Below are 25,180 nucleotides of genomic sequence, written 5' to 3' on the forward strand. Positions count from 1 at the left end.
GTGTGTTATCTGACCAACAGATCCGCGCCCTGGTGCTGGAGCGCCAGTTTATCCACAGCCCTTGGCCAGGGGATCTTTCCGCCCTGCTGAAACATCTGGGTGCGCTACAGCTCGACGCCATCCAGCGCATTACCCGCGCCCACCACCACCAGCTCTACAACCGCCTGCCCCATTATCGGGAAGCGCAACTGGCCGGGGCCGAGCGGCGCCGCGAGATCTTTGAGTACTGGTCCCATGCCGCCGCCTACCTGCCCATGGCGCACTATCCCTACGCCCGCGTGCGTATGGACCGTATCCGCGCCGGCCAGCGCCACTGGTATGAGAAAAATGCCAGGCTGTGCCGTTATGTGCTGGATCGCGTGCGTAAGGAGGGGCCACTGCGTGCCAGCGATTTTGTGCGCACCAAAAGTGGCTGGTGGGACTGGTCCGACGAGAAAAAGGCCCTGGAACAACTGTTTCACGAAGGTGAGTTGATGGTCAGCCACCGCGACGGCTTCCAGAAAGTCTTTGACCTGCCCGAACGCCTACTGCCGGCTAAGGTGCCAACCAGCGCCGCCTCAGCGCTGGAATACGGCTGCCATCTGGTGCGTACCTTCCTGGGGTGCCAGGGCATTGGTCGCGCCGAAGAAGTTGCCTACCTGCGCCGGGAAGACAAGCCCCTGATACAGCAAGCAGTAGAGGCCATGCTGGCAAGCGGCGAGCTGTCGCCGCTGGGGAGGGAACTGATACTGACCGAGCAGCTGGAGAAGCGTCCTGCGCGCATGTCGCGCAAGGTGCGCCTGCTATCGCCTTTCGATCCACTGGTGTTGCAGCGCAAGCGCCTGCGCCGTCTGTTCGGTTTTGAATACCAGTTGGAATGCTATGTGCCCGCGGCCAAACGCCGTTTCGGCTATTTTTGCCTGCCGATTTTGTACGGTGATCAGTTTGTGGGTTTGGTGGATTTGAAAGCGGACAGGGAAGCGGGGGTGCTGCGTACAGAGGCGCTGCATTGGGTGAAAAGGCCCGGTGCATCGCTCGAGGCGAGCCTTCAGCGGGCCTTGCGACAGTTTGCCCGTTTCCAGGCGCTGGAAGCCGGGGTGGCGCTTACAGCTTGACCACCACATAGACTTCGTGGCCGTCGCGCTGGGTGGGCAAAAAGTGGTTGCCGCCGTAGCGGTAATACTGGATGCCGTTAATCACTTCGGCGGCGTAGCCGGTGGGCAGGGTTTCAACCACCTGGCCAGGCAGGAAGCCATTGGGGCCGGGGTTCGGGGTAGCGGGCGCGGGTGCGGGGGCCGGCACGACCGCTACCGGTGCGGGAGCCGGTACCGGCGGCGCCACCACCACATAGGTGCGGGTGGCCGGCACCCACTGGTAATAGGCATTGCCGTACTGGTAGTAAGTCACGCCGCCCAACTGCACCTGTACGACGCTGGCTGGCAGGGTCACCACAGAGGCGCCCAGGGGCGCGGCAACCACCACATAGCCTCTGGGGCCGTGGCGGTAGAAGTGACCGCCGTGGTAATAATAGGGGCGCCCGCCGACGGCAACACGCACGTGTCCCAGGGGTAATGCCGGTGCGACAAAGCCGATGGAAACACGGGGGCCGCGGTAGTAGCCGCCGCGGTGATGGTGATGGTCTTCCCCGCGTTCATAGCCGCGCGCATCGGCAGATGGGCTAAAAGCGAAGGCGAATGTGGCCAGTGCCAGGAATGCACTGGCGCCAAGTATACTGTTCAGCAGTTTCACGGTTTCTCCAGCGAAGTGGTCACTCACATCCAGGATGCTACCTCGTATCGTGGTAGTAAAGACAGGTTATTCGGTTAAGAATTGTCAATCATCTCATGATGGGCTGTTCAGGAACGATTGCGCTGAATAATCCCCATCAGCCGGTACAACAGCTGCGCAGCGGCGAAATCATAGGCGTGGAAGCCCTCGATCGGCGCAAATTCCAGTAGATCGAAGCCTATGATTTGCCTTTGTCGTGCGACGGACTCGAATAGGTTGAGGGTCTGGTACCAACCCAGGCCGCCCGGTACCGGGGTACCGGTGGCAGGGAATACCGAGGGGTCCAAGCCGTCCACATCCAGGGTAAAGAAGACTTTGCTGGGGAAGTTTTCCGGCAACTGGAAGGTCTGCACGTTGTTGGGCACCAGTTGGTGGGCGTCCAGGTAGCCTACCTTGTAGTCCCTGCGCGCCTGCACTTCCTCTTCACAATAGGCGCGGATACCCAACTGGAACAGCGGTACGCCGGCCTCCACCACCAGGCGCATCACGCTGGCGTGGCTGTGCCTGTGACCCTCGTAGCGGTCACGCAGGTCCGCGTGGGCGTCGATCTGCACCACGCCGAAGTCGGTCTCACCGGCGTCGAGCAGGCCCTGGATAATGCCCCAGGTCACCGAGTGCTCACCGCCGATACCCACAGGCATCTTGCCTAAATCCAGCACCGCTTTGGTGGCCGCGGCAATATTGCCCATCACCTGCTCCGCAGGACCGGACACCGATACCGGTGAGCGGGTGTAGATGCCCAATTCGCAGGGGGAGGAAAAGTTGTCGAAAGTCTCCAGCTGCCAGGAGGCCTCCAGGATGGAAGCCGGGCCCCTGCCGGTGCCACCCCCATAGGAAACGGTCTCTTCATAGGGAATGGGTATGATATGGAAAAAGGCATCTTCCAGCTTCGGCTGTTCGATTTCGGAGCCGAGAAAAATGGGGTAATCCCTTTCTGACAGCATGTGTAGTTCCTCTGGCGGCAGGTTGCGCTTGTGAGTGGGGGCTGTTGGGCCATTTCCCGCTGGGGTGCTTAGGAGAGGCGCTCTTTGAAATCCCGGTAGCTGAATTCTTTGATCATTTGCAATTTGTCGGTATCGGAGTTCCACAGGGCGATGGCCGGCAGGGGAATGCCGTTAAAGGTATTGGTTTTGACCATGGTGTAATAGGCCATCTCCTCGAATACCAGGCGGTCGCCGGCCTTCAGGGGGTCCTGAAAACTGTACTCGCCGATACTGTCGCCGGCCAGGCAGCTCTGTCCCCCCAGGCAGTAAGTGTGGGGCAGTTCGCCGGGCCGCGCTGAGCCGGTAATCTCCGGGCGGTAGGGCATCTCCAGTACGTCGGGCATATGGCAGGTGGCGGAGGTGTCGAGGATGGCCTGGTTCTGGCCGTTCCAGCCGGTGTCCACCACCTCGGATACCAGGATGCCGGAAAACAGGGAGATGGCTTCGCCGGGCTCCAGGTACACCTGTACCGCGTATTTTGCCGAGAAGGCGCGCACCGCGGACACCAGCGCCTCCACCTGATAGTCGCGGCGGGTGATATGGTGGCCGCCGCCGAAGTTGATCCATTCCATCTGCGGGATCAGGTCGCCAAACTTCTCTTCCACCGCGGCAATCGTGCGCTCCAGGGGTTCGAAGTCCTGCTCACACAGGGTGTGAAAGTGCAGGCCGCTGATGCCTTCGAGGGACTCGCCGTCAAACAGCGCGCGCACGATGCCCAGGCGCGAACAGGGTGCGCAGGGATCGTAGAGATCGGTGTGGCCCTCGGAATGCTCGGGATTGATGCGCAGGCCGAAGCGCAATTGCGGGCGCTGCTTTTGCATATCCAGGCACAGTGCCCGGTAGCGCTGCCACTGGGAGAAGGAGTTGAAGATCACATGGTGGGCGAATGCCAGTACCTCGCGCAGCTCGCCCTCCTTGTAACCGGCACTGAACACATGCACTTCCTTGCCCCGGTCTCGACCGCCGTATTCCTCAAACCCCAGTTTGGCCTCATACAGGCCACTGGCGCAGGTGCCGGACAGGTATTCGGCGACGATGGGGCCGGTGCTGAACATGGCGAAGGCTTTGAGGGCGGCGAGTACCTTGGCACCGCTGCGCGCCTGTACATCGGCGAGTACCGCCAAATTATCGTGCAGGGCGATCTCGTCGATCACAAAACAGGGGGAGGGTACGCGATAGGGATCGAAACTGCCGAAGTAGTCTATGCGGGGAGTGAGGTCCATGGGGGCGCTGTATCCTGGTGCGGCGGACAGGCCCCTGGCCCGCCCGGGGGATTTGCGGAGGGGTGCGAATTTACTGGAAGGGTTTGTCCAGCCAGGTTTCCTGCCAGGGCAGGCCATACCTGTTCAGGTCGTGCATAAAGGGGTCCGGGTCCATCTGCTCCATATTCCACACGCCCGGTTTCATCCACTTGCCTTCCAGCATCATCTTGGCGCCGATCATGGCGGGTACACCGGTAGTGTAGGAGATGGCCTGGGACTGCACTTCTTTGTAGCAATCCTGGTGGTCACAGGTGTTGTAGAGGTAGTAGATCTTCTCTTCGCCGTCTTTGGTGCCGCGGATTATATTGCCGATGCAGGTCTTGCCCTTGGTCAGCGGGCCCAGGCTGGCGGGGTCCGGCAGCAGCTCTTTTAGGAACTGGATAGGGACAATCTGCTGGCCCTGGAATTCCACCGGTTCAATGCCGGTCATGCCCACATTCTGCAGGACTTCCAGGTGCTTCAGGTAGCTCTCGCCAAAGGTCATCCAAAAACGCGCGCGCTCGATCTCCGGGAAGTGCTTGGACAGGGACTCCAGCTCTTCGTGATACAGCAGGTAGATATCCTTGTCGCCGATGCCTTCGGGAAAGTTGAAGACGCGCTTCTCTTCCATGGGCTTGGTGGTTATCCACTGGCCGTTTTCCCAGTAGCGGCCGTTGGCTGTAATCTCGCGGAGATTGATTTCCGGGTTGAAATTGGTGGCGAACGGCAGGCCGTGGTCACCGGCGTTGCAGTCGAGGATATCCAGGGTGTGGATATGATCGAAGTGGTGCTTTTTGGCGTAGGCGGTAAATACGCTGGTGACACCGGGATCGAAGCCGCTGCCCAGCAGCGCCATCAGGCCGGCCTTCTCGAACCGGTCCTGGTAGGCCCACTGCCACTTGTATTCAAATTTGGCCTCTTCCGGCGGTTCGTAGTTGGCGGTGTCCAGGTAATGCACGCCGGTCTCCAGGCAGGCATCCATGATGTGCAGGTCCTGGTAGGGCAGGGCCACATTGATGAGCAGGTCCGGCTGCACTTTCTCGATCAGTTTGACCAGTTCCGGTACGTTGTCCGCGTCCACTTCGGCGGTGTCGATTTTGCGCGGCAGCTTCGCTGCAATCTTGTCGCACTTGCGTTTGGTGCGGCTGGCGAGGGTGATATTTTCAAACACTTCCTCAACCTGCGCGCATTTGTGCGCAACCACCTGGCCGACGCCGCCGGCGCCGATGATCAGTACCTTGGCCATCATGATCTCCTGTATCTGCGGCGTTGGTCGCCGCTATCATCTCAAAGGCGTTGGGCCTTATTTCTCAAAGTAGGTGTATCCGCTCATGCTGGCGGTGTACGTGTGCAGAATCTGTTTGCGCTGGGCGGCGGTAATCAACCCCTTTTTCACTGCGCGTTCGGCCAGTCGGCGAAAGCGCTCGAACAGCGCCTTGGGCTGGTATTCTACGTAACTGAGTACATCGGAAATACTATCGCCGTGAATTTCGCGGCTGAAATCGATGCTGCCGTCCTCCTGGATACGCACGCTCACCACATGGGTATCGCCGAACAGGTTGTGCAGGTCGCCGAGGGTTTCCTGATAGGCGCCGATTAAGAAAGTGCCGAGGATATAGTCCTCCCCTTCTTTTAGCGCGTGCAGGGGCAGGGTTTTCTGCTCTTTCTCGCGGCCGATAAAGCGGTCGATCTTGCCGTCGCAGTCGCAGGTGATATCGGCGAGGATGGCCGAGCGCGTCGGCGCCTCGTCCAGGCGGTGGATCGGCAGCAGCGGGAACACCTGGTCGATTGCCCAGATATCCGGCAGCGACTGGAATACGCTCATATTTGCGTAGTAGATATCCGACAGCACCTCGGGCAGTGCCTGTAAGTCTGCTGGAATTTCCTCCGCCTCATCGAGAAACTTGCGAATTTCCTGGGCGCCTTGCAGGAACAGGTTTTCCGCATTGGCGCGCTCGCGCAGGCTCACCTGACCGTGCAGGTACAGTGAGCGCACCTCGTCGCGATAGTAGAGGGTGTCGTTGTAGCTCTCCTGCAGGTTTTTGGGGGTGATATTGCGCACCGCGTCCTGCAGGTTCATCAGCATCTGGTGATCCCCCTCGCTGATTCTGGTGTGCGCCAGCTCCACCGGTTCGAAACGGGTGGTGTCGAGAATGTCGAACAATAGCACCGAGGAGTAGGCCACGGTGGCGCGGCCGGATTCGGTGATGATGACCGGGTGTGCCACGCCCTCGCTATCGAGGGTGCCCATAATGGCCTCGACCACATCCACGCAGTACTCGTCGAGGGAATAATTCTTGGAATGAACATAGTTGGTTTTGGCGCCGTTGTAGTCCACCGCCAGGCCGCCGCCCAGGTCCAGGTAACCCATGGGTGCCCCCTCTTCCACCAGGTCGGCGTAATAGCGGCAGGCTTCCAGCACACCGGTGCGGATATCGCGGATATTGGGCACCTGCGAGCCCAGGTGGTAGTGCAGCAGCTTGAGACAATCGAGCATCTTGTGTTTGCGCAGCTGGTCGACCATGGCGATCAGATCGTTACTGCCGAGGCCGAAAATGCTGCGATCACCACTGGTGGCATTCCAGTAGCCACCCACTTTGGAGGCGAGTTTCAGCCGCGCGCCGATATTGGGGCGCACCTGCTCCCGCTCGGCACAGCGGATAATGGTTTCCACTTCCGAGGGGGTTTCCACTACGAAGAAAACCTGCACGCCCAGACGCTGCGCCTGCAGGCCCAGATTGATAAATTCCTCGTCCTTGTAGCCGTTGCAAACAATCAGGGACTCGGTGTTGTCCAGGATGGAGAGTGCCGCAATCAGTTCCGCCTTGCTGCCGGCCTCCAGGCCATGGTTGAAGGGGCGGCCGGCACTGGCGATTTCCTCGATCACCTGGCACTGCTGATTGACCTTGATGGGGAAGACGCCGCGGTACACATTGTTATAGCCGCAGCAGGCGATGGCGCGGGCAAAGGAGGTATTGATCCGGGCGATCTGCGCATCGAGCAGGTTTTCGATACGCAGTAACAGCGGCATGCCAAGGCCGCGCTCGGTGGCGCCGCGGGCGATGTCCATCAGGGAAACGCTGTGGGCTTTCCCGTTGGGGCCCTCCACCTGAACCGAAATCTCCCCTTTTGCATTTAAATCAAAATAACCGGCGCCCCAGTTGCGGATACCGTAGAGATCGGACGAATCCTCACAGGTCCAATCCTTAATTTGTTGCTGTTTCATGGCACTGTTCTGTTGAGCCTTGGCGGGCGCGAATCTTGGGCCCAGCAGCGCTGGAAAGCAATAACTATAGATAAAAAAACGCTATTTTTTACCGGTGCAGAAGCAATGGTATATCCGGGCTGCCCAGGTGCTATTTTAACGCTGTGGCAACACCGGGAGTTTGTTCAAAGTTGTCGGGTATCAGGGCAGGAGACAATAAAAAGGCGGCCCGAAGGCCGCAGGCGTGGGGGGATGGTATCAGGGTTAAAGCAGGCCGGGCCTGGGGACCACCCGGTAGCCGCGTTGCACGTCGTCCCAGAGGTAATAGGTATCGTAAGCGACGTAGTAATTGTGGCCGCCGACCACTACTGTGAGGGCGGAAGCTGGCAGGCTGTGTATTACGGCTCCATGGGGGGCGTGGGTAACCACATAACCGTGGGATGCCGGGCGGTAAAAGATACCGTCGCTAAAATAGAAGCCCGCGGCGCCAATACTGAGGCTGACAAAGTTGTGTGGCAGGTGGCGCCAGCGATATCCGTATCCATAGTGTGCCGGACGCCAGTGGGGGCGGTGCCCGTGGTAGCCGTGACGGTAGTAGGGCCTGTAGGCGGCGCGAAAGGCGCGCCTGTGCCCTTTTCGATGTCCCTTCCTGTAGCCTTTGTTGTAACCCGATTTATAGGCGTGGTGCACTTCGCGGCGGTGCTGGCGCTTTTCCTTACGCTGCTGCCTGCGTTTTTCCTTCTTGCGCTCCTGCTTGCGGCGTTTCTTTTCCTGCTGGTGGTTGTGGTGCTTTTTCTCACGGTGTTTGTCGTGACTGCGCTTTATATGGCGCTGTTCGCGCTGAGCTCTTCCCTGCCCGTGTTGATCGAGGTCCATTGCGCGCTGGAACCCCCTGGGAACTTCGGACAGTGCGGGGGTTGCTATCAGCAGCAGGCCCGCGATGGCGATGGCGGTAGCGAGGTGTCTCATGGCTGCACTCCCGAGCGCGGATGGCTCTTTTATGTGGTTTGCGGTCTTTTGTGTATCATGGCGGGAAGTTTGCCTTGACGGGTCTGAACACTTCCTGAACTGCTGTGATTTACACTCGGGGAGGGGCAAAGTGGCATGACTGGTGGTCCAGCTAGTGAGGTTTTCCCCGTGCGGGGCGTTGGACTGTACGTTGGGGGAAAACCCGGAAATAACGCCAGTTTTGCCTTATTGAGACACTTGGTCGCGGCGAGTATGATGCCGCGCTGATCCCCAGTGAGCAGGAGAGAGATGCAAGTCTTCCACCACGTAGCAAGCCTGCGAGAGGCGCTGGCCAGGGCCCGCAGGGACGGCAAAACCGTCGGGTTCGTGCCCACAATGGGCAATCTGCACGATGCCCATGTTGAACTGGTCAGGGTGGCCCGGCAGCACTGCGACCTGGTAGTGGTATCTATTTTTGTCAACCGCCTGCAATTTGGCCTGAACGAAGACTGGGACAAGTATCCGCGCACCATGGAGCGGGATATGGCCAGGCTGCGTGATGTCGAGTGTGATTGCCTGTTCCACCCGGATGAGAGTGAAATCTATCCCAACGGGATGGACCAGCAGACCCGTGTGGTCTGTCCGGCCATGACCGATGTGCTGTGTGGCGACAGTCGCCCCGGTCACTTTGAAGGGGTAACCACCGTGGTGGCCAAGCTGTTCAATATTGTGCAGCCGGACAAGGCGGTGTTTGGCATTAAGGACTTCCAGCAGCTGGCCGTCGTTCGCCGTATGGTAGAGGACCTGTGCCTACCCGTGGAAATCCTTGCGGCTCCGGTACACCGTGAGGCGGATGGCCTCGCGATGAGTTCCCGCAACGCGTACATCACCGCGGAGGAACGGTCCAGGGTGGCGGTCTTGAATCAATCGCTGAACTGGGTCAGAGATGAGATACTGGCGGGACGCAGGGATTTTGCCGCCCTTGAAACAGAGGCGCGCAAACGCCTGGAAGGCAGCGGGTTTCGTGCCGACTACTTCTCCATCTGTCACAGCAGGGATTTGCAGCCGGCCGCAGATGACGACAAACAGATTACGATTCTGGGTGCGATGTATACCCGCGCAGCGCGCCTGATCGACAATGTATCCCTGGAGCTCTGAGGGGGCACCTGAGCATGCAATTCGAAATGCTGAAAGGCAAACTGCATATGGCCGCAGTCACCCAGGCCGAACTCTGGTACGACGGTTCCTGCGCAATTGATCAGGATCTGGTGGAGCTGGCCGGTCTGCGTGAGTTCGAAAAGATCGATATCTACAACGTGAGTAATGGCGAACGCTTTCACACCTACGTGATCCTGGCCGAGCGCGGCTCCGGCATTATTTCCATGAACGGCGCTGCAGCGCGCCGCGTACAGGTGGGCGATAGAATCATTATTGCCTCCTATGCACAGATGTCGGAGAAAGAGGCAGATACTTTCAAGCCCAGGCTGGTTTACCTGGATGAAAAAAATCAGGTGGCGCGTAGCACCAATACTATCCCGGTGCAGCTCGCTGAGGTCTGAGTTTTCTGCTGAGCGTACTAAGCGCACTAGATGGCACTTGGCATTTACTTATTATCTGAAAGCAACACAACCTCTTGCTGAAATCTCTGATCAAGGTAGGACTCTTTCAGGGTATAGCAGGCTGCTGAAAAAGTCATTTCAACCCAATTGTCAGTAGTCTGTATTCTATATGGTTGTAAATTAAAAACTCTATAAAACAAGATATTTTTGAAATATTTTTCTTAAGAGTGGAAGCGAATTTTGGCTAAAGTCAGGGTTTTTATCAGCCTGCTAGCCCACAGTTATTAGATTATCTGCCTAGCTTAACAGCTGTACCAAAAGCCAATATTTCTGATGATCCTTCCGTAATTGAACTCGTGGTAAACCGAATTCCTACTACAGCATCTGCTCCCAGTTCCTTCGCTTTTGATAGCAAGCGTTTTATCGCAATACTTCTAGCCTCTGTCAGCATTTCTGTATAACCTTTTAATTCCCCGCCAACAATTCCCTTTAACCCAGCCATAATATCTCGACCAACATGTTTCGATTGAACGACATTACCGCTAACGACTTCTAGAATTTCTGTGATTTCATGATTGGGAACAGTCTCGGTTGTAGTGTAAATCATCGGTTTTCCTCAATAAAATAATGCTGTGTCTAATGATAAATTGGGGGTTTGGGTGTGGCTTTTCTATCAAAGTGCTTTTCCTATACCCAGCCTGAGCAAGAGGGAATGCGTTGCAAGTTATTTAAGAATGGATTGGCTACTATCTTTCGATGATCATAACGCCTGACCGATAAAAAGTACAACCGATACAATGCGTTTGGGCCAGAAGAGAGTGTTCTCGCTAGAAAGACGAAGGTGATAGCCCGGATACAGGGGATAAGTTTATATCGGGCCCACAACTGGTGCTTCATCACTATCAGCAGTAGAGCATTTGATACAGGGTCGATCAGGTTTTTGTTCGTTGACCTCGCAAAGTCACCGCAGATATCAATGATTACCGGTTTAAGCTTGGAAAAACTGGGAGAAGTCACTTGGTTTGGCTACCTGGATAACGAAGGATTTTCATTGTGATTTCCAGGTATACGGAAATTGAGTTTTGCGATGGCAAGTAGTATTGGGGTAAAAAGATAGGTATAAAATCACCAGTGGTATCGAGCACAAGCCCTATGCCGGAGCTATATGAATTTTTACGGATGGAGCTGCACAGGCTGGTGGATATTAAAGGAGTTGGTGGCGAGTTGGCCGCTGACTTTGCCCGGTTTTTTCCATCCTGAAGTTTGCTATATAAAAACCAAAATTTCCAAATAACTTACTGCTGGGTTTATTCAACATTTCTTGACTGTAAATCACGGTGATTGGAATGCCTCGAGCATAAATGCTCTATACCTACTAAAGACCTGACATAGCTTGCCGGACAGCCTCGCAAGAATTACACTCGCCATATAATTGATACTGTGCCCATGGGGTTTGGGTCATGTAGTGGTGATTATTTAAGGGTTGCAATGCTATAAAGGGGCATGAAAAAAGCTTCTTGAAAAGTTCAGGCTCACCGGGGCGACAAACGCCGCGCCCATAATAAAGGAGAAGATAATGTCAGAAGTACATACCCGCCCCATACCTACAGAATGTGCTGAAAATGCGCTCATCGGCGCCGATGACTATGAGAGGATGTACCGTCAGTCGGTAGAGAATCCGGAGGCATTCTGGGCCCAGCAGGCCAAGGATTTCCTGCACTGGAAGCAGCCCTTTACCCAGGTATTCAATGAGGATTTGTCGCGCGGTCACACTGCCTGGTTTGCGGATGGGACCCTGAATGTCACTGTCAATTGTATTGACCGCCACCTGACCAACCGTGCGGACCAGACAGCAATCCTGTGGGAGGGGGATGATCCGGCGGATAGCCAGGCGATCAGCTATCGCACCCTGCACGAAAAGGTGTGCCGGCTGGCCAACCTGCTGAAGGCGCAGGGGGTTAAGAAGGGAGACCGGGTCTGTCTCTATATGCCGATGATCCCGGAGGCCGCCTATGCGATGCTCGCCTGTGCCCGTATCGGTGCGGTGCACTCTGTGGTGTTTGGCGGTTTCTCGCCGGCTTCCCTGAAAGACCGTATTCTCGACGCCGACTGCCGCCTGGTAATAACCGCGGATGAAGGGATCAGAGGGGGGAAACACATTCCCCTCAAGGCCAATGTGGATCGCGCCCTGAGCGACTGTCCCAATGTGCACAGGGTGATCGTAGTGAAGCGCACCGGTGTCCCGGTAGACTGGGACAGCAAGCGCGATATCTGGTATGCGGAGTCCGTTGCCGGGATGGACAGCGAGTGCGCGCCGGAAATTGTGCATGCTGAAGACCCGCTGTTTATCCTCTATACCTCAGGCTCCACCGGTAAACCCAAGGGGGTGTTGCACACGACAGCCGGTTACCTGCTGATGGCCACCATGACCTTCAAATATGTATTCGATTACAAGGAGGGAGAGGTATTCTGGTGTACTGCCGATGTCGGTTGGGTTACCGGCCATAGCTACATCGTCTATGGACCCCTTTGTGCCGGCGCCACCACCCTGATGTTTGAAGGTGTGCCTACTTACCCGGATGCCTCGCGGTTCTGGCAGGTTGTGGATAAGCACAAGGTCAATGCATTTTATACGGCGCCCACGGCCATTCGCGCCCTGATGGGAGCCGGTGATGAGTTTGTCACGAAGACCGATCGCAGCTCTCTCAGGCTGCTGGGTAGCGTGGGTGAGCCCATCAACCCGGAGGCCTGGGAGTGGTATTACACCGTGGTCGGTGATGCGCGCTGCCCAATTGTGGATACCTGGTGGCAGACGGAAACCGGTGCCCTTATGATTTCTCCGCTGCCGGGCGCCATGGCGTTGAAGCCCGGTTCCGCTGCCAGACCTTTTTTCGGTGTCCAGCCCGCACTGCTGGATGGCGAAGGTAAAGAGATCGAGGGGCAGGGCGAGGGCACACTGGTCATCAAACGCAGCTGGCCTTCGATGATCCGTGGCATTTACGGTGATCGCCAGCGCATGATTGATACGTATTTCTCCATCTACCCCGGTTATTACTTTACCGGTGACGGCGCGCGCAGGGATGGGGATGGTTACTACTGGATTACCGGGCGTATTGACGATGTGCTGAATATTTCCGGTCACAGGCTCGGCACAGCGGAAATTGAAAGCGCACTGGTTCTCCACGAAGATACCGCTGAGGCGGCGGTGGTAGGCTATCCCCATCCTGTTAAAGGGCAGGGTATCTATGCATTTGTCACCTTGAAGTCGGGACACCAGCCCAGTCAGGCCCTGCGCCAGGCGCTGATTGATCTGTGCGCTATGGAGATAGGTCCTATCGCCAAGCCCGACATTATCCAGTGGGCGCCGGGCCTGCCCAAAACACGCTCGGGCAAGATTATGCGGCGTATTTTGCGCAAGATAGCCTGCAGTGCGCTGGATAATCTGGGGGATACTTCCACCCTTGCGGACCCCTCGGTTGTTGACGAACTGATTGCACATCGAGAAAATCGCTGACCGCGTTTGCTACACAGTCACTAGCAAAGGCCGGGCATCGCCCGGTCTTTTCGCAGGTTACCGCGTAAAGATTTGTCAGCCACTCGGGGGCAAAAGACGTTGGTGAATTGCACATCACAATAACAAGCCTGGTGCTATCCGGGTCAGTGCTTCGCAATGAAGGAGAAACAGCTTGGATCAGGGACAGTACCTTTGCGAACACTACCGCTTCGCCGCCGACCAGCGCCTGAAAGTGTTCAACTTTTTTGTCGTTTTGACCATGTTTGTCGAGGGGGGCATTTTTACCGCAGTGGAAAAAGATTTTCACCCTTTGATACTGGCCCTGTTGGGGGGGCTTGTCATTATTGTGGTGACGGTGTTCTGGCTAATGGATATACGCAGCAGGCAACTGCTCAAGCTTGCCGTACCTGCGTTAAAAAGACTGGAACAGGAATACCCGGAAGAGGCCAGAATTTTTTCCAACGATGCTGTGCGCAGGGGAGATGTGGCCCGCTACACTTTCGCCTTTCGCGTTCTCCTGGTCGGCCAGCTGCTTTTCGGCCTGTGTGTCGCCACCTATGGTCTGCACCACTGGTTTATCACTCCCTGAAGGGCTGTGGATTGTATTCCTTCACAAGGGCTTTGCGCACCTGAGTCCAGGTAAAATTTGATCCACCAGATTCGGTGTACACATAAGGGCATAGCAATCTGCCTGCTACTTTCTGCAGAGCGCTTGTGAGTACCCAAAAGGCCGCCGGGGGTGGGTTTGCGCGTAGTCGTTGTTTCCATCTGCTGTTTCTTTGTGTATGTGCAGGGGTGTAGCCTGATTCTGCGTCGGTAGTACCCGCCTGGCGTTTAATCCTTTAATGCAGACGCTTGCCTGGCCGGGCGGAACCCCGGCCTTTCTGTATTGCGGGAGGGGCGCGATACCATCCCCTGTACTATCTTGCACAATACGGTGAGGCGGGCTAAACCATGTTACCGCCAGGAGCCAGTGTACAGGCACTTATTGCCTTTCGCGCCAATGACTGCGAGTTGCTACGCGGAGTTTACCGGACTGCTGCACAGGCTGCTGGCACGGGCGATAGCCTAGCAGGTGTCTGACGGAATCACTCCCACTTTCTTACGTCGCTATTTTCAAGCTAGACAGCAGCAATACCATGGGGATTTGTTCCCTGCCCGATGGGAGATGGTAACGGTCCGTGCCCCTGAATTGACAGCGGAGAAAAAGATGAATGACGCAGCAAGAGCCAAGTATCTTTCCATTGCCCTGGTTGTCATTGGCCTGATTTTTATCTTTGCTGTCTATCCCATGATGACGTGGATATCGCCCTCGGGTTGGCGCTGGATGCCGCCGCAGCCTGAATATGAACAGATCTTAATGGGAACCTACGCAACGCTGGGCATATTCCTGATTCGGGCTGCAAAAAATCCCACCGCCAATGCGAGCCTGATCTGGTTCACGATCTGGTCAAACCTGGTGCATGCCACCATTATGTTGTTACAAGTGCTGGCCGACCCAAGCGAGCGGGCTCACCTGGTTGGCAATATCCCGACTTTTTATGTGGTAGCGGGCGTTCTCTGGTATTTGATGCCCAGCCGTGGCTTGAAAAATCAACAGGTCAGCGACAATCCCTGAGAAGCAGTGCTCTCTTGATTATGCGCGACAATTGATTCGCGCTATAAGACCGATAACAAGGTCTAATTTCCCGTTGATGGTGTACCCCGATACGCTTTGTTTTCGTAACAGAGAACACCGGCGGGGTAAGCGATCCAATGAAATATCTTCCTTTATTTGCATTTACTATCGGTCTGATAGGGGGTGCCAATGCAGAGACACTCACCCGTGATAATGGCGCTCCTGTGGGCGATAACCAGAACGCGCAGACAGCGGGGGAAAATGGCGGCAACCTGCTACAGGATGTGCAGCTCATACAAAAATTGCAGCGTTTTGCCCGTGAAAGAATTCCGGAGCGGGTCGTTCATGCGCGCGGTACCGGGGTCCATGGTGAGTTTGTGCCGACGGCGGATATCAGTAACCTGACTCGCGCAGCGGTATTTGCACCCGGTAGCAAAACCCCGGTGTTTGTGCGCTTCTCCACCGTTATCCATTCGAAAGGATCCCCGGAAACCCTGCGTGATCCGCGTGGTTTCGCCACTAAATTTTATACCGAAGAAGGAAACTGGGATCTGGTCGGTAATAATCTGCCGGTATTTTTTATTCGCGACGCGATTATGTTCCCGGATATGGTCCACTCACTAAAACCCTCACCGGTCACCAACCAGCAGGACCCCAATCGCTTTTTTGATTTCTTCCGTCATGTTCCGGAAGCCACTCATATGCTGAGCTGGGTATATTCCGATTACGGAACTCCGGCAAACCTGCGCCAGATGGACGGTTGGGGGGTGCATGCTTACAAGCTTGTGAATGAGAAGGGCGAGGTTAACTATGTAAAATTTCACTGGAAATCCCGCCAGGGCATCAACAACCTGACCGCTGAGGAGGCAACGGAAATCCAGGCGAAAGATTTCAGTCACGCTACTTCCGATATGTACACGGCGATTGAAAAAGGCGATTTCCCCCAGTGGGACCTGTACATAAAAGTAATGAACCCCGCGCAATTGGAGGACTTTAATTACAATCCGCTGGATGCCACCAAAATGTGGTTGGATGTGCCAGAGACCCAGGTTGGCACCATGACCCTGAACCGAATGCCCACAAACTTCTTCCAGGAAACTGAGCAGTCTGCTTTTGCCCCGGCCAATACAATACCGGGTATCGAGCCCTCTGAAGACCGCCTGCTACAGGGACGTGTTTTTTCCTACTCCGATACGCAGATGTATCGACTCGGCACAAATCATCAACAGTTGCCGATCAACCGCCCCCGTGTGGTAGTGCAGAACTGGAATCAGGATGGTGCGGGCAATTACGGTCAGCAAACGTCGGAGGTGAATTACCAGCCGAGCCGTATTGACGCACGAAAGGAAGATGCTAAAGGTCTTTACAGCAGCAAGCCACTGACCGCTAGCACACAGCAAAAAGCAATTGAGAAAAAGCTTCCCTTTGCCCAAGCCGGCGTTTTTTATCGCGGCCTAAGTCCGGAGGAGCGTCAAAACCTGATTGAAAACCTCGCGGGAGATCTCGGCAAAGTGCGCGATGACAACACCAAACACATCATGCTGAGTTATTTTTACCGGGCCGATAGGGACTACGGCGAGCGTCTGACCAAAGCTGTGGGCGGCGACTTGGATCAGGTCAGGAAACTGGCCCGGTAAACTTCTGTCAAGGGGGCGGCAGTTGCCGCTCGAAACTTTTTGAAAGGTGGAGCCATGAGATCGGTTTTTCTCATCGTCTTTTTTGTCGCTTTAGGGGCTTTTGCGCAGGAACCGGCTGATAAAGATGCTGGCTTTGCCCAGCTTTCCCAATACTACTTTGCCGCAGCCCGTATCGGTGATACCGATGTGTTGCGGGAATTCTCCAGGGCGGGTTTCCCTCTGGACCTGAAAAACGCCAAAGGCTACACGGCGTTGATGATTGCCACCTATAACGGCAATGGGCCGGCGGTGGACTACCTTTTGGCGCGAGGTGCGGATGCCTGTGTGAAGGACCGCCGGGGCAACACTGCCCTGATGGCCGCAATATTTCGCGGGGAGTTCGCCATTGCCCGCACCTTGCTTAAGCAGGATTGCGATACCGCACAGGCCAATAAAGCTGGTCATAGCGCAGAGGATTTTGCCCGCGTGTTTGGGCGCGAGCGGGTGGCGCAGTTACTCGAACAGCGCCGCATGACACCTGAGGGCTGACCAATGACGCGCCGACTAATCGTATTCTCCCAAGGTGCCAAAAGCATCTCCTCAAGGAGATTCAGTGGAGCTTGTTACATCAACAGATGACTGCTCAATCAGTGTTTGTCCCCGCCCCCGCCCCCGCGTTAGCATAGCCAACTGCAATTCAGCTGGTACCCGTTATGCCCCAGAACCCCCATCCCTACGAAGCTCTGACACCGGATGTGGTCATTGACTGTGTGGAGCGCAGCGGGCTGATTTCCGATGCGCGGATTTTCCCTCTCAACAGCTACGAGAATCGTGTTTACCAAGTGGGCATTGAGGACAATGAACCGCTCATTGCCAAATTCTACCGCCCCGGCCGCTGGAGCGACGCACAGATACTGGAGGAGCACCAGTTCACCCTGGAGTTGGCGGCAGCGGAGATTCCCGTAGTGGCGCCGCTGCAATTTGATGGCCATACCCTGCTTGAGTTCGCCGGATTCCGCTTCGCCCTGTTCCCCCGCCGCGGGGGGCGCCAGTTGGAACTGGACAACTTCGATCACCTGGTGCAGGTGGGAACCATGCTCGGGCGCCTCCATGCGACCGGCAGTGCAACGCCATTTATCCATCGCCCCGCCCTGACCCTGCAGCACTTCGCCATTGACAGCCGCGAATTTATCCTGCGTGGAGACTTTTTACCCCCGGAAAACCGCGAGGCCTACGCCACAGTGACCGGTCATATCATCGAGCAGGTGGCACCGCTGTTTGAGCGCGACTGGGACCTGTTGCGCCTGCACGGTGACTGCCACAGCGGCAACTTTTTGTGGCGCGATGACACCCCCTGGTTTGTGGATCTGGATGATTGCCTGATGGGCCCGGCCATCCAGGATATCTGGATGCTAATCTCTGGTAATCGCGCCGAGCAGACCGCCTATCTGGACGTGGTGCTGGAAGGCTACGAAACCTTTTATCATTTTGATCCCCAGCAATTACAACTGGTGGAGCCGTTGCGCTGCCTGCGCCAGATGCACCATGCCGCCTGGCTTGCGCGGCGCTGGCGGGACCCGGCGTTTCCCCAGGCATTTCCCTGGTTTAATACCCCCCGCTACTGGGCGGAGCATATACTGGCGCTGCGCGAGCAGCAGTCGGCGTTGCTGGAGCCGCCACTGACACTGGGAGCGGTCTAATATGGAAAAACCCCCTATGGACGCTATTTGCGCTGAGACTGACACGGACCTGTTGTGGGAGAGGATTCGCACCGAGGTGGCGCTGCAGGTCGAGCGGGAGCCGATTCTGGCCAGTTTCCTGCACGCCACCATTTTAAATCACAGTACCCTGGAAGCCGCGCTCAGCTTTCACCTGGCCAACAAGCTGGATAATACCGTGGCGCCGGCGCTGTTGATCCGCGAGGTGATCGATGAGGCCCTGGCCGCGGACCCCGGTATTGGCACCGCCGCGCGCGCAGACCTGAAGGCCACCTATCTGCGCGATTCCGCCTGCCATTCCCCCTGCGAGCCCTTACTGTATTTCAAGGGGTTTCACGCCCTGCAGGTGTATCGGGTAGCCCACTGGCTGTGGCAACAACAGCGCCGCTCGCTGGCGATGTTCCTGCAGCACCGGGTGTCAGTGGTTTTCGGTGTCGATATTCATCCGGCCGCGCAGATGGGGGAGGGCATACTGCTGGACCATGCCACCGGCATCGTAATCGGCGAAACCGCGGTGGTGGAGAACAATGTTTCCATCATGCAGTCAGTAACCTTGGGGGGTACCGGTAAGGAGACTGGCGACCGCCATCCGAAAATCCGCTGCGGAGTCCTGATCGGCGCCGGCAGCAAGGTGCTCGGCAATATCGAAGTGGGAGCCTGTGCCCAGGTGGCCTCTGGCAGTGTGGTGTTGAAGCCAGTGCCGGAGAAAACTCTGGTGGCGGGTGTACCGGCCGGGATAGTAGGGCCGGCGACCTGCGCTCAGCCGGCCATGTCGATGGATCAGTGCGCGCTTTCGACAGCGGAAAAATAGCGGATTTACGCCCGTTTACGTATTGCGCAGGGGGCTTTCTGCTTCTGGGGAAGTGATTAATTGGAACTATCCTTGTATCCATGAAATACAGTCTCAGCGCCAAAAACCTCGTTTGCCGGAACCTTGAAACCTATGCCAGCTATAAAGCGGGCCTGATCAGCCCCGACCACACGCGGGAAATTACCGGCATAGTGCGCAGTGACAGTGGACTGTTGTCGGACAGGCTCAACCAGGTGGTCTCCAACACGGTGATGCCACCGCGCATCCTGCAGCGTTTTGCGGTGGACTACTTTGCGGAGCGCCACAGTCCCTTCACACTCTGGCACAGTGCCACCAAGCCACTCGATGAGCGTGCGCTGATACAGTTGGGTCTGCACAGAAAGCCATCCCAGGTGGCGATGGCGGCGGAGGTACAGTTCCTTACACCGGATTCGGCCTTGGCGCCGGAACTGCGCGAGCAGTTAACCTTCTCCCAAGCGAAAAAGGAAGGCCTGTGCGACTATGCCCAGGTGCAGGCGGCGGAGTGCGGCAGTGCCCGGGAGGCGGCGCAACTGAAAAAGTTTTATGGCGCGCTGGTGGATATTCCCGAGCAGAGACGCGCGCGCTTACGGTTTTTTTTGGCCCGGCTGGATGGCTGTGCGGCAGCGGCGGGTTGTCTGTTTGCCTCTGCCGATGCCCTGGGTCTGTACGACCTGGTGACCCTGGAGGACTACCGGGGGCGGGGGATCGGCCGCGCGCTTTTCTGCCATCTGCTGGAACAGGCCCAGGCCAGCCACCACCGCAGCCTGGTGGCACTGGTGCCGGCCGACCGGCAGCAGCTGCCGCTGGATTGTGGCTTTTTTGCCGTAGGGGAGGTGGCGTGCTATTTGTACAGGTCCTAGTGCCTTGGGAAATCAGGCGCGCGCTATGGGGAAGGCGATCACTTCCTCGATAGACCCGTAGCCTCCCGCCAGCATCATTAGGCGATCCACACCCAGTGCGACGCCGGCACACTCCGGCATCCCCGCCTGCAGGGCCAATAGCAGGCGTTCGTCGAATGGGGGTGTGGGGCGGCCACGGGTCCGCCGGTACTGGAGGTCCGCTTGAAAACGGCGCAGTTGCTCGGCACTGTCGGTCAGTTCCCAGTAGCCATTGGCCAGTTCCAACCCACCCACATAGGCCTCGAAACGACGCGCCACAGGGGTGCCCTGTTCGTCGGCAACCACCTTGGCCAGCGCGGCCTGGTGTGCGGGAAAGTCATGCAGCAGGGTGATGCCCTCACCCATGGCGGGCTCCAGGCGGTGGCTCATCAACAGGTCCAGGCACTCGTCTCGATCCGCCGGTATAAAGGACAGCGCGATTGTCCGCCTGACGCAGGCGGCCAGTTCTTTGTCACTGGCGCTGTGGGGGTCCAGTTGCAGCTCGCGCAGAAACAGCGCGCGATAGCTCAGGGTTTGCACCCGGGATATACCCAGTAGCAGGCCCAATAATTCGGCCACCTCTAGCATCAGCCTGCGATCATCCCAGCCGCAACGGTACCACTCCAGCAGAGTGAATTCCGGGTTGTGGCGACGGCCGGCCTCGCCCTGGCGGAATGCCTTGCCCAGGGAGTAGCAGTCACCGATGCCTGCGGCCAGCAGGCGCTTGAGGCCAAACTCCGGGCTGGTGGCCAGGTAGGTGGAGACACCGCTGTACTCCGCAGTGATGGATTCGATATGGGGATCGCTGGTGGCGCGCTGGGACAGTACCGGCACCTCGACTTCCAGCACCTGGCGCTGGTAGAAGAAATGGCGGATTTTGGCCAGAAGTGCGGCGCGTTGGCGCAGAGCCTCGATAGTGGCGCTGGGGTGCCAGTGGTCTGCAGTCATAGAAACGGCTCTGACAGCGAGCGGTTGGCACCGCTCACAACGGGTGGAGGGAGCTTACTCTTCTTTGGCACGGCCCAGGTATTCACCGGTGCGGGTATCCACCTTGATGGTTTCACCAATTTCCAGAAAAAGGGGTACCTTGACCACGGCGCCGGTTGCCAGGGTGGCTGGCTTGGTGCCGCCCTGGGCAGTGTCACCGCGCACGCCCGGATCGGTATCGGTGATTTTCAGGATCACATGGTTGGGCGGGGTGACTGCCAGGGGCGCGCCGTTGTACAGGGTTACGGTGTACAGGTCCTGCTCTTTGAGCCACTTGGCCGCATCGCCTACGGCGTCGCCGCTGGCCTGGTGCTGCTCAAACGTTTCCGGCTCCATGAAGTGGAAGAACTCGCCGTCGTTGTACAGGTATTGCATCTCGCGATCCATGACGTCAGCGGCTTCCAGGCTTTCCCCGGAGCGGAAGGTGCGCTCCCACACACGACCGGTTTTCAGGTTGCGCAGCTTCACCCGGTTGAATGCCTGGCCCTTACCGGGTTTGACGAATTCGTTTTCCACAATAGAGCAGGGATCGCCGTCCAGCATTACCTTGAGACCGCCCTTGAATTCGTTGGTGGAGTAACTAGCCATATATGATCGAGCCTTTTAGAAGTCTATAGCGAATAGTTTTGTTGTGATTTAACCGTATTCCGGCAGTCTCGCGTCAGCAGGGAAGCTGCAAGTCCCAGGCAAGTCAACGCTTTCGGGAAAACGCTTCAATTCTGGGCAGGGTAAAAACAGGGTCTGCCCGTGTAGTTGATCGGGGATTATACAGCAGCGATAGACGTTGAACGAATCCATAAGGCTGCGAGGCCGATGGTTTTCTGCGCTTGGTGCGGGCAACGGGCTGTGCGCTGTGGTCTCGACAGGGTGCATTGCCGCCAGCTTCAATTGTTATTATCCCGTATTGCGCATTCCCGCCGCGATGCCGGCGATGGTGACCATCAGTGCGCTCTCCAGTACCGGGTCGCTTTCGCGATCGCGCAGGCGCGCCATCAATTCCGCCTGCAGCAGGTGCAGCGGATCTGTATAGGGGTCGCGCACGCGAATCGACCAGCGCATCACCGGGTTGTTGTCCAGCAGACTCTCGCGGCCGGTGAGCTGCTGCAGAGCGCGCACGGTACGGGACAGGCGCTGGCGCAGTTTTCCCCCGAGGCGGACCAGCGCTGCTTCCTGCGTAAGCCGCTCTTCGTACCAGCAGGCGACGCGGATGTCGGATTTGGCCAGTACCATCTCCAGCATATCCACCACGCCCTGAAAGAAGGGCCATTGCCGGTTCATAGTGCGCAGCAGTTCAATTTCGTCGGCGTGCTTCAGCGCGTTTTCCAGGGCCGTACCGGTACCCAGCCAGGCCGGCAGCATCAGACGTATTTGGGTCCAGGCGAAGACCCAGGGAATAGCGCGCAGGGTCTCCACACCGCCGTCCGGTTTGCGCCGCGCCGGTCGGCTGCCCAGTGCCAGGCGGCTGAGCTCGGTTTCCGGAGTGACTGTGCGCAGATAGGCCACCAGTGCGGGATCGTCGCGCACCACCTCGCGGTAGCTGCGCACGGAAACCTCCGTCAGGCGATCCATTTGCCCGCGCCATTCCGGACGCGGTTCCGCCGGCGGCATCAGGGTGGCTTCCAGGGTGGCGGCGACATATTGTTCCAGGTTGTAGGCCGCCACGGACGGACGGCCGTATTTAAAGCGGATCATCTCGCCCTGTTCGGTGACGCGGATGCGCCCGGCCACTGAACCCGGCGGCTGGGATAGCAGCGCTGTGCGGGTGGGGGAGCCGCCGCGGGAAATGGAACCGCCGCGGCCGTGGAACAACGTCAGGGGGATGCCGTGGTTGCGGAAAATACCGCTGAGGGCTTCCTGGGCGCGGAACTGCGCCCAGGCCGCGCCCAGGAAACCGGCATCCTTGGCGGAATCGGAGTAGCCGATCATCACTTCCTGGCCCTTGAGCACGCGCTGCTTGTACTGCGCAATATTGAGCAGGGTGGCCATGGTGGCGGCGGCGTTGTTGAGGTCGTCGAGGGTTTCAAACAACGGCACAACGCGCATCGGCCGATGCACATTGGCGATCTTCTGCAACAGCATCACCGCCAGAACGTCCGAGGGCATTTTCGCCATGGAAATCACATAGGCACCGAGCCCTTCCGGCCCCTGCTCGGCTATCACCTTGCAAGTATCCAGCACTTCACGCACACCTTCGTCACAGAAATCCGTGTGATAGAAGGCCTCGTCCACCAGCGGTCGGCGGTTGTCCAGTTCGCAGAGCAGGAACTGCACCTTGCGGTCCTCCTCCCAGTTGGCGTAGTTGCCTAGGCCCAGATAGCGGGTGAGCGCATCCAGTGCATCAGTGTGGCGGGTGGATTCCTGGCGGATGTCCAGGCGCAATAGGGTGATGCCGAAGCAGTTGAGACGGCGCAGGGTGTCCCTAAGCTGCCCGTCGGCGATGGCGGAGAGACCCACCGAGCGCAGGGAGCGGTCGATCAGGCTCAGCGCCTCAAACAGCTGCCGGCTGTTGTCGAAGCCCTCCCCCGCCGGTTGTGGGCGGCGTTTGAGGCGGGCCTCCACCTGTGCCCGGGTGGTGCGCAGGCGGTTGCGCACCCGGCGCAGCACCAGGCGATAGGGTTCGTGGCTGGGACCGGTGTGGGCCAGCAACTCTGTGCTGGCTTTGTGCATCGACAGGTCGGCGAGCAGGTTTTCCACGTCCCGCAGGTACAGGTCTGCGGCCATCCAGCGGGCCAGTAGTAACACTTCACGGGTCACGGCCGCGGTGACGTTGGGATTGCCGTCGCGATCCCCACCCATCCACGAAGCCAGGCTGATGGGCACCCAGTCCACTGGCATGAACGCCAGTCCCGCCAGGGCCAACTCCTCATCAATGGTACGCATAGCCTGTGGAACTGCTTGCCAAAGGGATTGTTCGATAGTGGCAAAGCCCCACTTGGCCTCGTCCACCGGTGTGGGTCTTGCGCGACGAATTTCATCCGTGTTCCAGGCGGAGAGAATCTGTTCGTGCAGGTGGCGGCGGAGTTCCTGTATTTCTGTTTGGGTGAGGTCCGGCCGGTCCAGGGCAGCGAGCAGGTCCGCAACGCGATCATACTTGCGTATCAGGGTGCGGCGAGTGACCTCTGTGGGGTGGGCAGTGAGGACCAACTCGACCGAGAGCTCCTGTAGTGTGGTGTGAATCTCCCTTTGGGTTATGCCGGTGTTTTTCAGTTCTGCGAGCACCTGGCGCAGGCTCTGGTCGGAATCCGGGTCGCCGGAGAAGCGCTGGTGCTGCCGGTGCAGGCGCTCGCGCTGGCGCTGCTCGGCGATATTGGCCAGGTTCAGGAACTGACTGAAGGCACGGGCAACTTCCAGCAGGGTTTCATCGTCAAGGGTGTCCAGCAGTTGGCGCAAACGGTCAACCTGCATTTCCCCTGTGCGGCGGCTTTCTACCGCCGCCTGTCGAACCGCTTCCACGGTCTCAAACAGCGCCTCGCCCGCCTGCTCCCGCAGCACCCGACCGAGTTCTTCGCCGAGGAGGCGGACGTCCTCCCGCAGTGGGCTATTTTGATCCTGGTTCACAAGTCTGTTTCTCCCTGACGAAATGCGGCGAATATCTTCGCATACTTTGGTCTTAATACGTCGGTACGGGCAATCGAGCGGGAACCGCTACTGTTTGTAACCCCCGGATTCTGTGTTTCAAGGGTTTCGGTTTGCAGACAGTGGTGACAAAAATGATTCGGGAGCAGGATAGGGAGGTTATGGGCTATAGCCAATAGGCGGTATTGGCTTTGTATTTTTCACCGGTACCGGTAGTACCTGGTTTCTGCCGGTTTCAGGATCGACAATGGAGCAGCGGCAAGGGCGTCTTGCAACTGTATTCATAGGAGCACAACGGCCCTGCAGCCTATTCGGCGGCCGGGCCAATCAATACATGCAGGGCTTGGATTAATAGGCCGGTCGGCGATCCACCAATACCAGCCAGCCGCGGATCACGCGGTAGACTACCCAGATCCAGTTAATGGCGAGGATCACATAGCCCAGACCCAAAACCCACAGGGTGCAAACACCGACAATGGTCCACAGCAACCAGAACCAAAAGGTGCGAATCTGCCAACGGAAGTGGGACTCCGCCAGAGTACCGCGCACATCGCTGCGTTTAAAGTAGTTGATCAATACGCCGATAAATATTGGTACGGCAGTAAACAGGCTGATGGCCTGGATCAGATAAACCATGATGGCCAGATCGCGACCGCTCTGCTCACGGGCCTCCTGGGATCGTGTTGGGTACTGCTCGGACATGACATTGTTCTCTTTGAGGTTCAGAAAATATAGTGC

General features: G+C 57.6%; 22 protein-coding genes. 11 read left to right on the plus strand and 11 right to left on the minus strand.

Annotated features, from left to right (window positions below; translation table 11 throughout):
* Positions 1–2 precede the first annotated feature (2 nt).
* Positions 3–1,094 (plus strand): winged helix-turn-helix domain-containing protein, encoded by a 1,092-nt coding sequence (locus ACL7TT_RS08145; RefSeq protein ID WP_413394565.1) that lies wholly within the window; start codon positions 3–5, stop codon positions 1,092–1,094.
* Here ACL7TT_RS08145 and ACL7TT_RS08150 read toward each other — a convergent pair.
* From ACL7TT_RS08150 to ACL7TT_RS08175, 6 genes are all read right to left on the minus strand, one after another.
* Positions 1,084–1,728, minus strand: coding sequence for a DUF6515 family protein (locus ACL7TT_RS08150; protein ID WP_413394567.1), 645 nt, complete (start codon positions 1,726–1,728; stop codon positions 1,084–1,086). The genes ACL7TT_RS08145 and ACL7TT_RS08150 overlap by 11 nt on opposite strands.
* A 107-nt stretch (positions 1,729–1,835) precedes the next feature.
* Complete coding sequence (gene speB, locus ACL7TT_RS08155; protein WP_413394569.1) at positions 1,836–2,711, minus strand: agmatinase; 876 nt, start codon at positions 2,709–2,711, stop codon at positions 1,836–1,838.
* Positions 2,712–2,779: 68 nt separating this feature from the next.
* Positions 2,780–3,973, minus strand: a complete 1,194-nt coding sequence (nspC, locus tag ACL7TT_RS08160; RefSeq protein WP_413394571.1) for a carboxynorspermidine decarboxylase — start codon at positions 3,971–3,973, stop codon at positions 2,780–2,782.
* 70 nt (positions 3,974–4,043) lie between these two features.
* A complete protein-coding gene (locus tag ACL7TT_RS08165) occupies positions 4,044–5,237 on the minus strand; it encodes a saccharopine dehydrogenase family protein (RefSeq protein ID WP_413394573.1) in 1,194 nt (397 codons plus the stop codon).
* A gap of 57 nt (positions 5,238–5,294) precedes the next feature.
* Positions 5,295–7,217, minus strand: coding sequence for a biosynthetic arginine decarboxylase (gene speA / locus ACL7TT_RS08170; protein WP_413394575.1), 1,923 nt, complete (start codon positions 7,215–7,217; stop codon positions 5,295–5,297).
* Between the two features lie 243 nt (positions 7,218–7,460).
* Positions 7,461–8,165, minus strand: coding sequence for a DUF6515 family protein (locus tag ACL7TT_RS08175; protein ID WP_413394577.1), 705 nt, complete (start codon positions 8,163–8,165; stop codon positions 7,461–7,463).
* A 288-nt stretch (positions 8,166–8,453) separates the two neighbouring features.
* Between ACL7TT_RS08175 and panC the strand changes: the two genes are divergently transcribed.
* Both panC and panD read left to right on the plus strand, forming a co-directional pair.
* The gene (gene panC, locus ACL7TT_RS08180) at positions 8,454–9,302 is read left to right on the plus strand and encodes a pantoate--beta-alanine ligase (RefSeq protein ID WP_413394579.1); all 849 of its coding nucleotides are present in this window, start codon (positions 8,454–8,456) and stop codon (positions 9,300–9,302) included.
* 14 nt (positions 9,303–9,316) lie between these two features.
* Positions 9,317–9,703 carry an aspartate 1-decarboxylase gene (panD, locus tag ACL7TT_RS08185; protein WP_299940999.1) on the plus strand — a complete coding sequence of 129 codons (387 nt, stop codon included), beginning with the start codon at positions 9,317–9,319 and terminating at the stop codon, positions 9,701–9,703.
* 289 nt (positions 9,704–9,992) lie between these two features.
* Here panD and ACL7TT_RS08190 read toward each other — a convergent pair whose 3' ends face one another.
* Positions 9,993–10,310 carry a heavy metal-binding domain-containing protein gene (locus ACL7TT_RS08190; protein WP_299941001.1) on the minus strand — a complete coding sequence of 106 codons (318 nt, stop codon included), beginning with the start codon at positions 10,308–10,310 and terminating at the stop codon, positions 9,993–9,995.
* A 969-nt stretch (positions 10,311–11,279) separates the two neighbouring features.
* Here ACL7TT_RS08190 and acs point away from each other — a divergent pair.
* The 8 genes from acs to ACL7TT_RS08230 all read left to right on the plus strand — a co-directional run bounded on the left by acs (position 11,280) and on the right by ACL7TT_RS08230 (position 19,861).
* A complete protein-coding gene (gene acs / locus ACL7TT_RS08195) occupies positions 11,280–13,217 on the plus strand; it encodes an acetate--CoA ligase (RefSeq protein WP_299941004.1) in 1,938 nt (645 codons plus the stop codon).
* Between the two features lie 172 nt (positions 13,218–13,389).
* The gene (locus ACL7TT_RS08200) at positions 13,390–13,806 is read left to right on the plus strand and encodes a RipA family octameric membrane protein (protein ID WP_299941006.1); all 417 of its coding nucleotides are present in this window, start codon (positions 13,390–13,392) and stop codon (positions 13,804–13,806) included.
* Between the two features lie 486 nt (positions 13,807–14,292).
* Positions 14,293–14,835: a DUF6632 domain-containing protein gene (locus tag ACL7TT_RS08205; RefSeq protein ID WP_413394582.1), complete on the plus strand. Its 543-nt coding sequence runs from the start codon at positions 14,293–14,295 to the stop codon at positions 14,833–14,835.
* A 137-nt stretch (positions 14,836–14,972) separates the two neighbouring features.
* Complete coding sequence (locus ACL7TT_RS08210) at positions 14,973–16,472, plus strand: catalase (RefSeq protein WP_413394584.1); 1,500 nt, start codon at positions 14,973–14,975, stop codon at positions 16,470–16,472.
* Positions 16,473–16,526: 54 nt separating this feature from the next.
* The gene (locus ACL7TT_RS08215) at positions 16,527–17,000 is read left to right on the plus strand and encodes an ankyrin repeat domain-containing protein (protein ID WP_299941027.1); all 474 of its coding nucleotides are present in this window, start codon (positions 16,527–16,529) and stop codon (positions 16,998–17,000) included.
* A gap of 164 nt (positions 17,001–17,164) precedes the next feature.
* Positions 17,165–18,151: a serine/threonine protein kinase gene (locus tag ACL7TT_RS08220; RefSeq protein ID WP_413394587.1), complete on the plus strand. Its 987-nt coding sequence runs from the start codon at positions 17,165–17,167 to the stop codon at positions 18,149–18,151.
* A gap of 1 nt (position 18,152) precedes the next feature.
* Complete coding sequence (gene cysE / locus ACL7TT_RS08225; RefSeq protein ID WP_459564488.1) at positions 18,153–18,980, plus strand: serine O-acetyltransferase; 828 nt, start codon at positions 18,153–18,155, stop codon at positions 18,978–18,980.
* 80 nt (positions 18,981–19,060) lie between these two features.
* A complete protein-coding gene (locus ACL7TT_RS08230) occupies positions 19,061–19,861 on the plus strand; it encodes a GNAT family N-acetyltransferase (RefSeq protein ID WP_413394589.1) in 801 nt (266 codons plus the stop codon).
* A gap of 12 nt (positions 19,862–19,873) precedes the next feature.
* Here ACL7TT_RS08230 and epmA read toward each other — a convergent pair whose 3' ends face one another.
* The 4 genes from epmA to ACL7TT_RS08250 all read right to left on the minus strand — a co-directional run bounded on the left by epmA (position 19,874) and on the right by ACL7TT_RS08250 (position 25,144).
* Positions 19,874–20,827, minus strand: coding sequence for an EF-P lysine aminoacylase EpmA (gene epmA / locus ACL7TT_RS08235; protein WP_413394592.1), 954 nt, complete (start codon positions 20,825–20,827; stop codon positions 19,874–19,876).
* A 54-nt stretch (positions 20,828–20,881) separates the two neighbouring features.
* Positions 20,882–21,454, minus strand: a complete 573-nt coding sequence (gene efp, locus ACL7TT_RS08240; RefSeq protein WP_413394594.1) for an elongation factor P — start codon at positions 21,452–21,454, stop codon at positions 20,882–20,884.
* A gap of 306 nt (positions 21,455–21,760) precedes the next feature.
* On the minus strand, positions 21,761–24,424 hold the full coding sequence (gene ppc / locus ACL7TT_RS08245; protein ID WP_413394596.1) for a phosphoenolpyruvate carboxylase: 2,664 nt from the start codon (positions 24,422–24,424) through the stop codon (positions 21,761–21,763).
* Between the two features lie 366 nt (positions 24,425–24,790).
* Positions 24,791–25,144 (minus strand): DUF4870 family protein, encoded by a 354-nt coding sequence (locus ACL7TT_RS08250; RefSeq protein WP_299941040.1) that lies wholly within the window; start codon positions 25,142–25,144, stop codon positions 24,791–24,793.
* Between the last annotated feature and the right edge of the window lie 36 nt (positions 25,145–25,180).

It is taken from the genome of Microbulbifer jejuensis (genome assembly GCF_047289955.1).
Classification (GTDB): Bacteria; Pseudomonadota; Gammaproteobacteria; order Pseudomonadales; family Cellvibrionaceae; genus Microbulbifer.

Excerpts from the sequence above, each read along its gene's own strand:
- speB (WP_413394569.1), bottom strand. The coding sequence starts at position 2,711 with ATGCTGTCAGAAAGGGATTACCCCATTTTTCTCGGCTCCGAAATCGAA.
- nspC (WP_413394571.1), bottom strand. The coding sequence starts at position 3,973 with ATGGACCTCACTCCCCGCATAGACTACTTCGGCAGTTTCGATCCCTAT.
- ACL7TT_RS08165 (WP_413394573.1), bottom strand. The coding sequence starts at position 5,237 with ATGGCCAAGGTACTGATCATCGGCGCCGGCGGCGTCGGCCAGGTGGTT.
- speA (WP_413394575.1), bottom strand. The coding sequence starts at position 7,217 with ATGAAACAGCAACAAATTAAGGATTGGACCTGTGAGGATTCGTCCGAT.
- ACL7TT_RS08175 (WP_413394577.1), bottom strand. The coding sequence starts at position 8,165 with ATGAGACACCTCGCTACCGCCATCGCCATCGCGGGCCTGCTGCTGATA.
- panC (WP_413394579.1), top strand. The coding sequence starts at position 8,454 with ATGCAAGTCTTCCACCACGTAGCAAGCCTGCGAGAGGCGCTGGCCAGG.
- panD (WP_299940999.1), top strand. The coding sequence starts at position 9,317 with ATGCAATTCGAAATGCTGAAAGGCAAACTGCATATGGCCGCAGTCACC.
- ACL7TT_RS08190 (WP_299941001.1), bottom strand. The coding sequence starts at position 10,310 with ATGATTTACACTACAACCGAGACTGTTCCCAATCATGAAATCACAGAA.
- acs (WP_299941004.1), top strand. The coding sequence starts at position 11,280 with ATGTCAGAAGTACATACCCGCCCCATACCTACAGAATGTGCTGAAAAT.
- ACL7TT_RS08210 (WP_413394584.1), top strand. The coding sequence starts at position 14,973 with ATGAAATATCTTCCTTTATTTGCATTTACTATCGGTCTGATAGGGGGT.
- ACL7TT_RS08215 (WP_299941027.1), top strand. The coding sequence starts at position 16,527 with ATGAGATCGGTTTTTCTCATCGTCTTTTTTGTCGCTTTAGGGGCTTTT.
- ACL7TT_RS08220 (WP_413394587.1), top strand. The coding sequence starts at position 17,165 with ATGCCCCAGAACCCCCATCCCTACGAAGCTCTGACACCGGATGTGGTC.
- cysE (WP_459564488.1), top strand. The coding sequence starts at position 18,153 with ATGGAAAAACCCCCTATGGACGCTATTTGCGCTGAGACTGACACGGAC.
- ACL7TT_RS08230 (WP_413394589.1), top strand. The coding sequence starts at position 19,061 with ATGAAATACAGTCTCAGCGCCAAAAACCTCGTTTGCCGGAACCTTGAA.
- epmA (WP_413394592.1), bottom strand. The coding sequence starts at position 20,827 with ATGACTGCAGACCACTGGCACCCCAGCGCCACTATCGAGGCTCTGCGC.
- efp (WP_413394594.1), bottom strand. The coding sequence starts at position 21,454 with ATGGCTAGTTACTCCACCAACGAATTCAAGGGCGGTCTCAAGGTAATG.
- ACL7TT_RS08250 (WP_299941040.1), bottom strand. The coding sequence starts at position 25,144 with ATGTCCGAGCAGTACCCAACACGATCCCAGGAGGCCCGTGAGCAGAGC.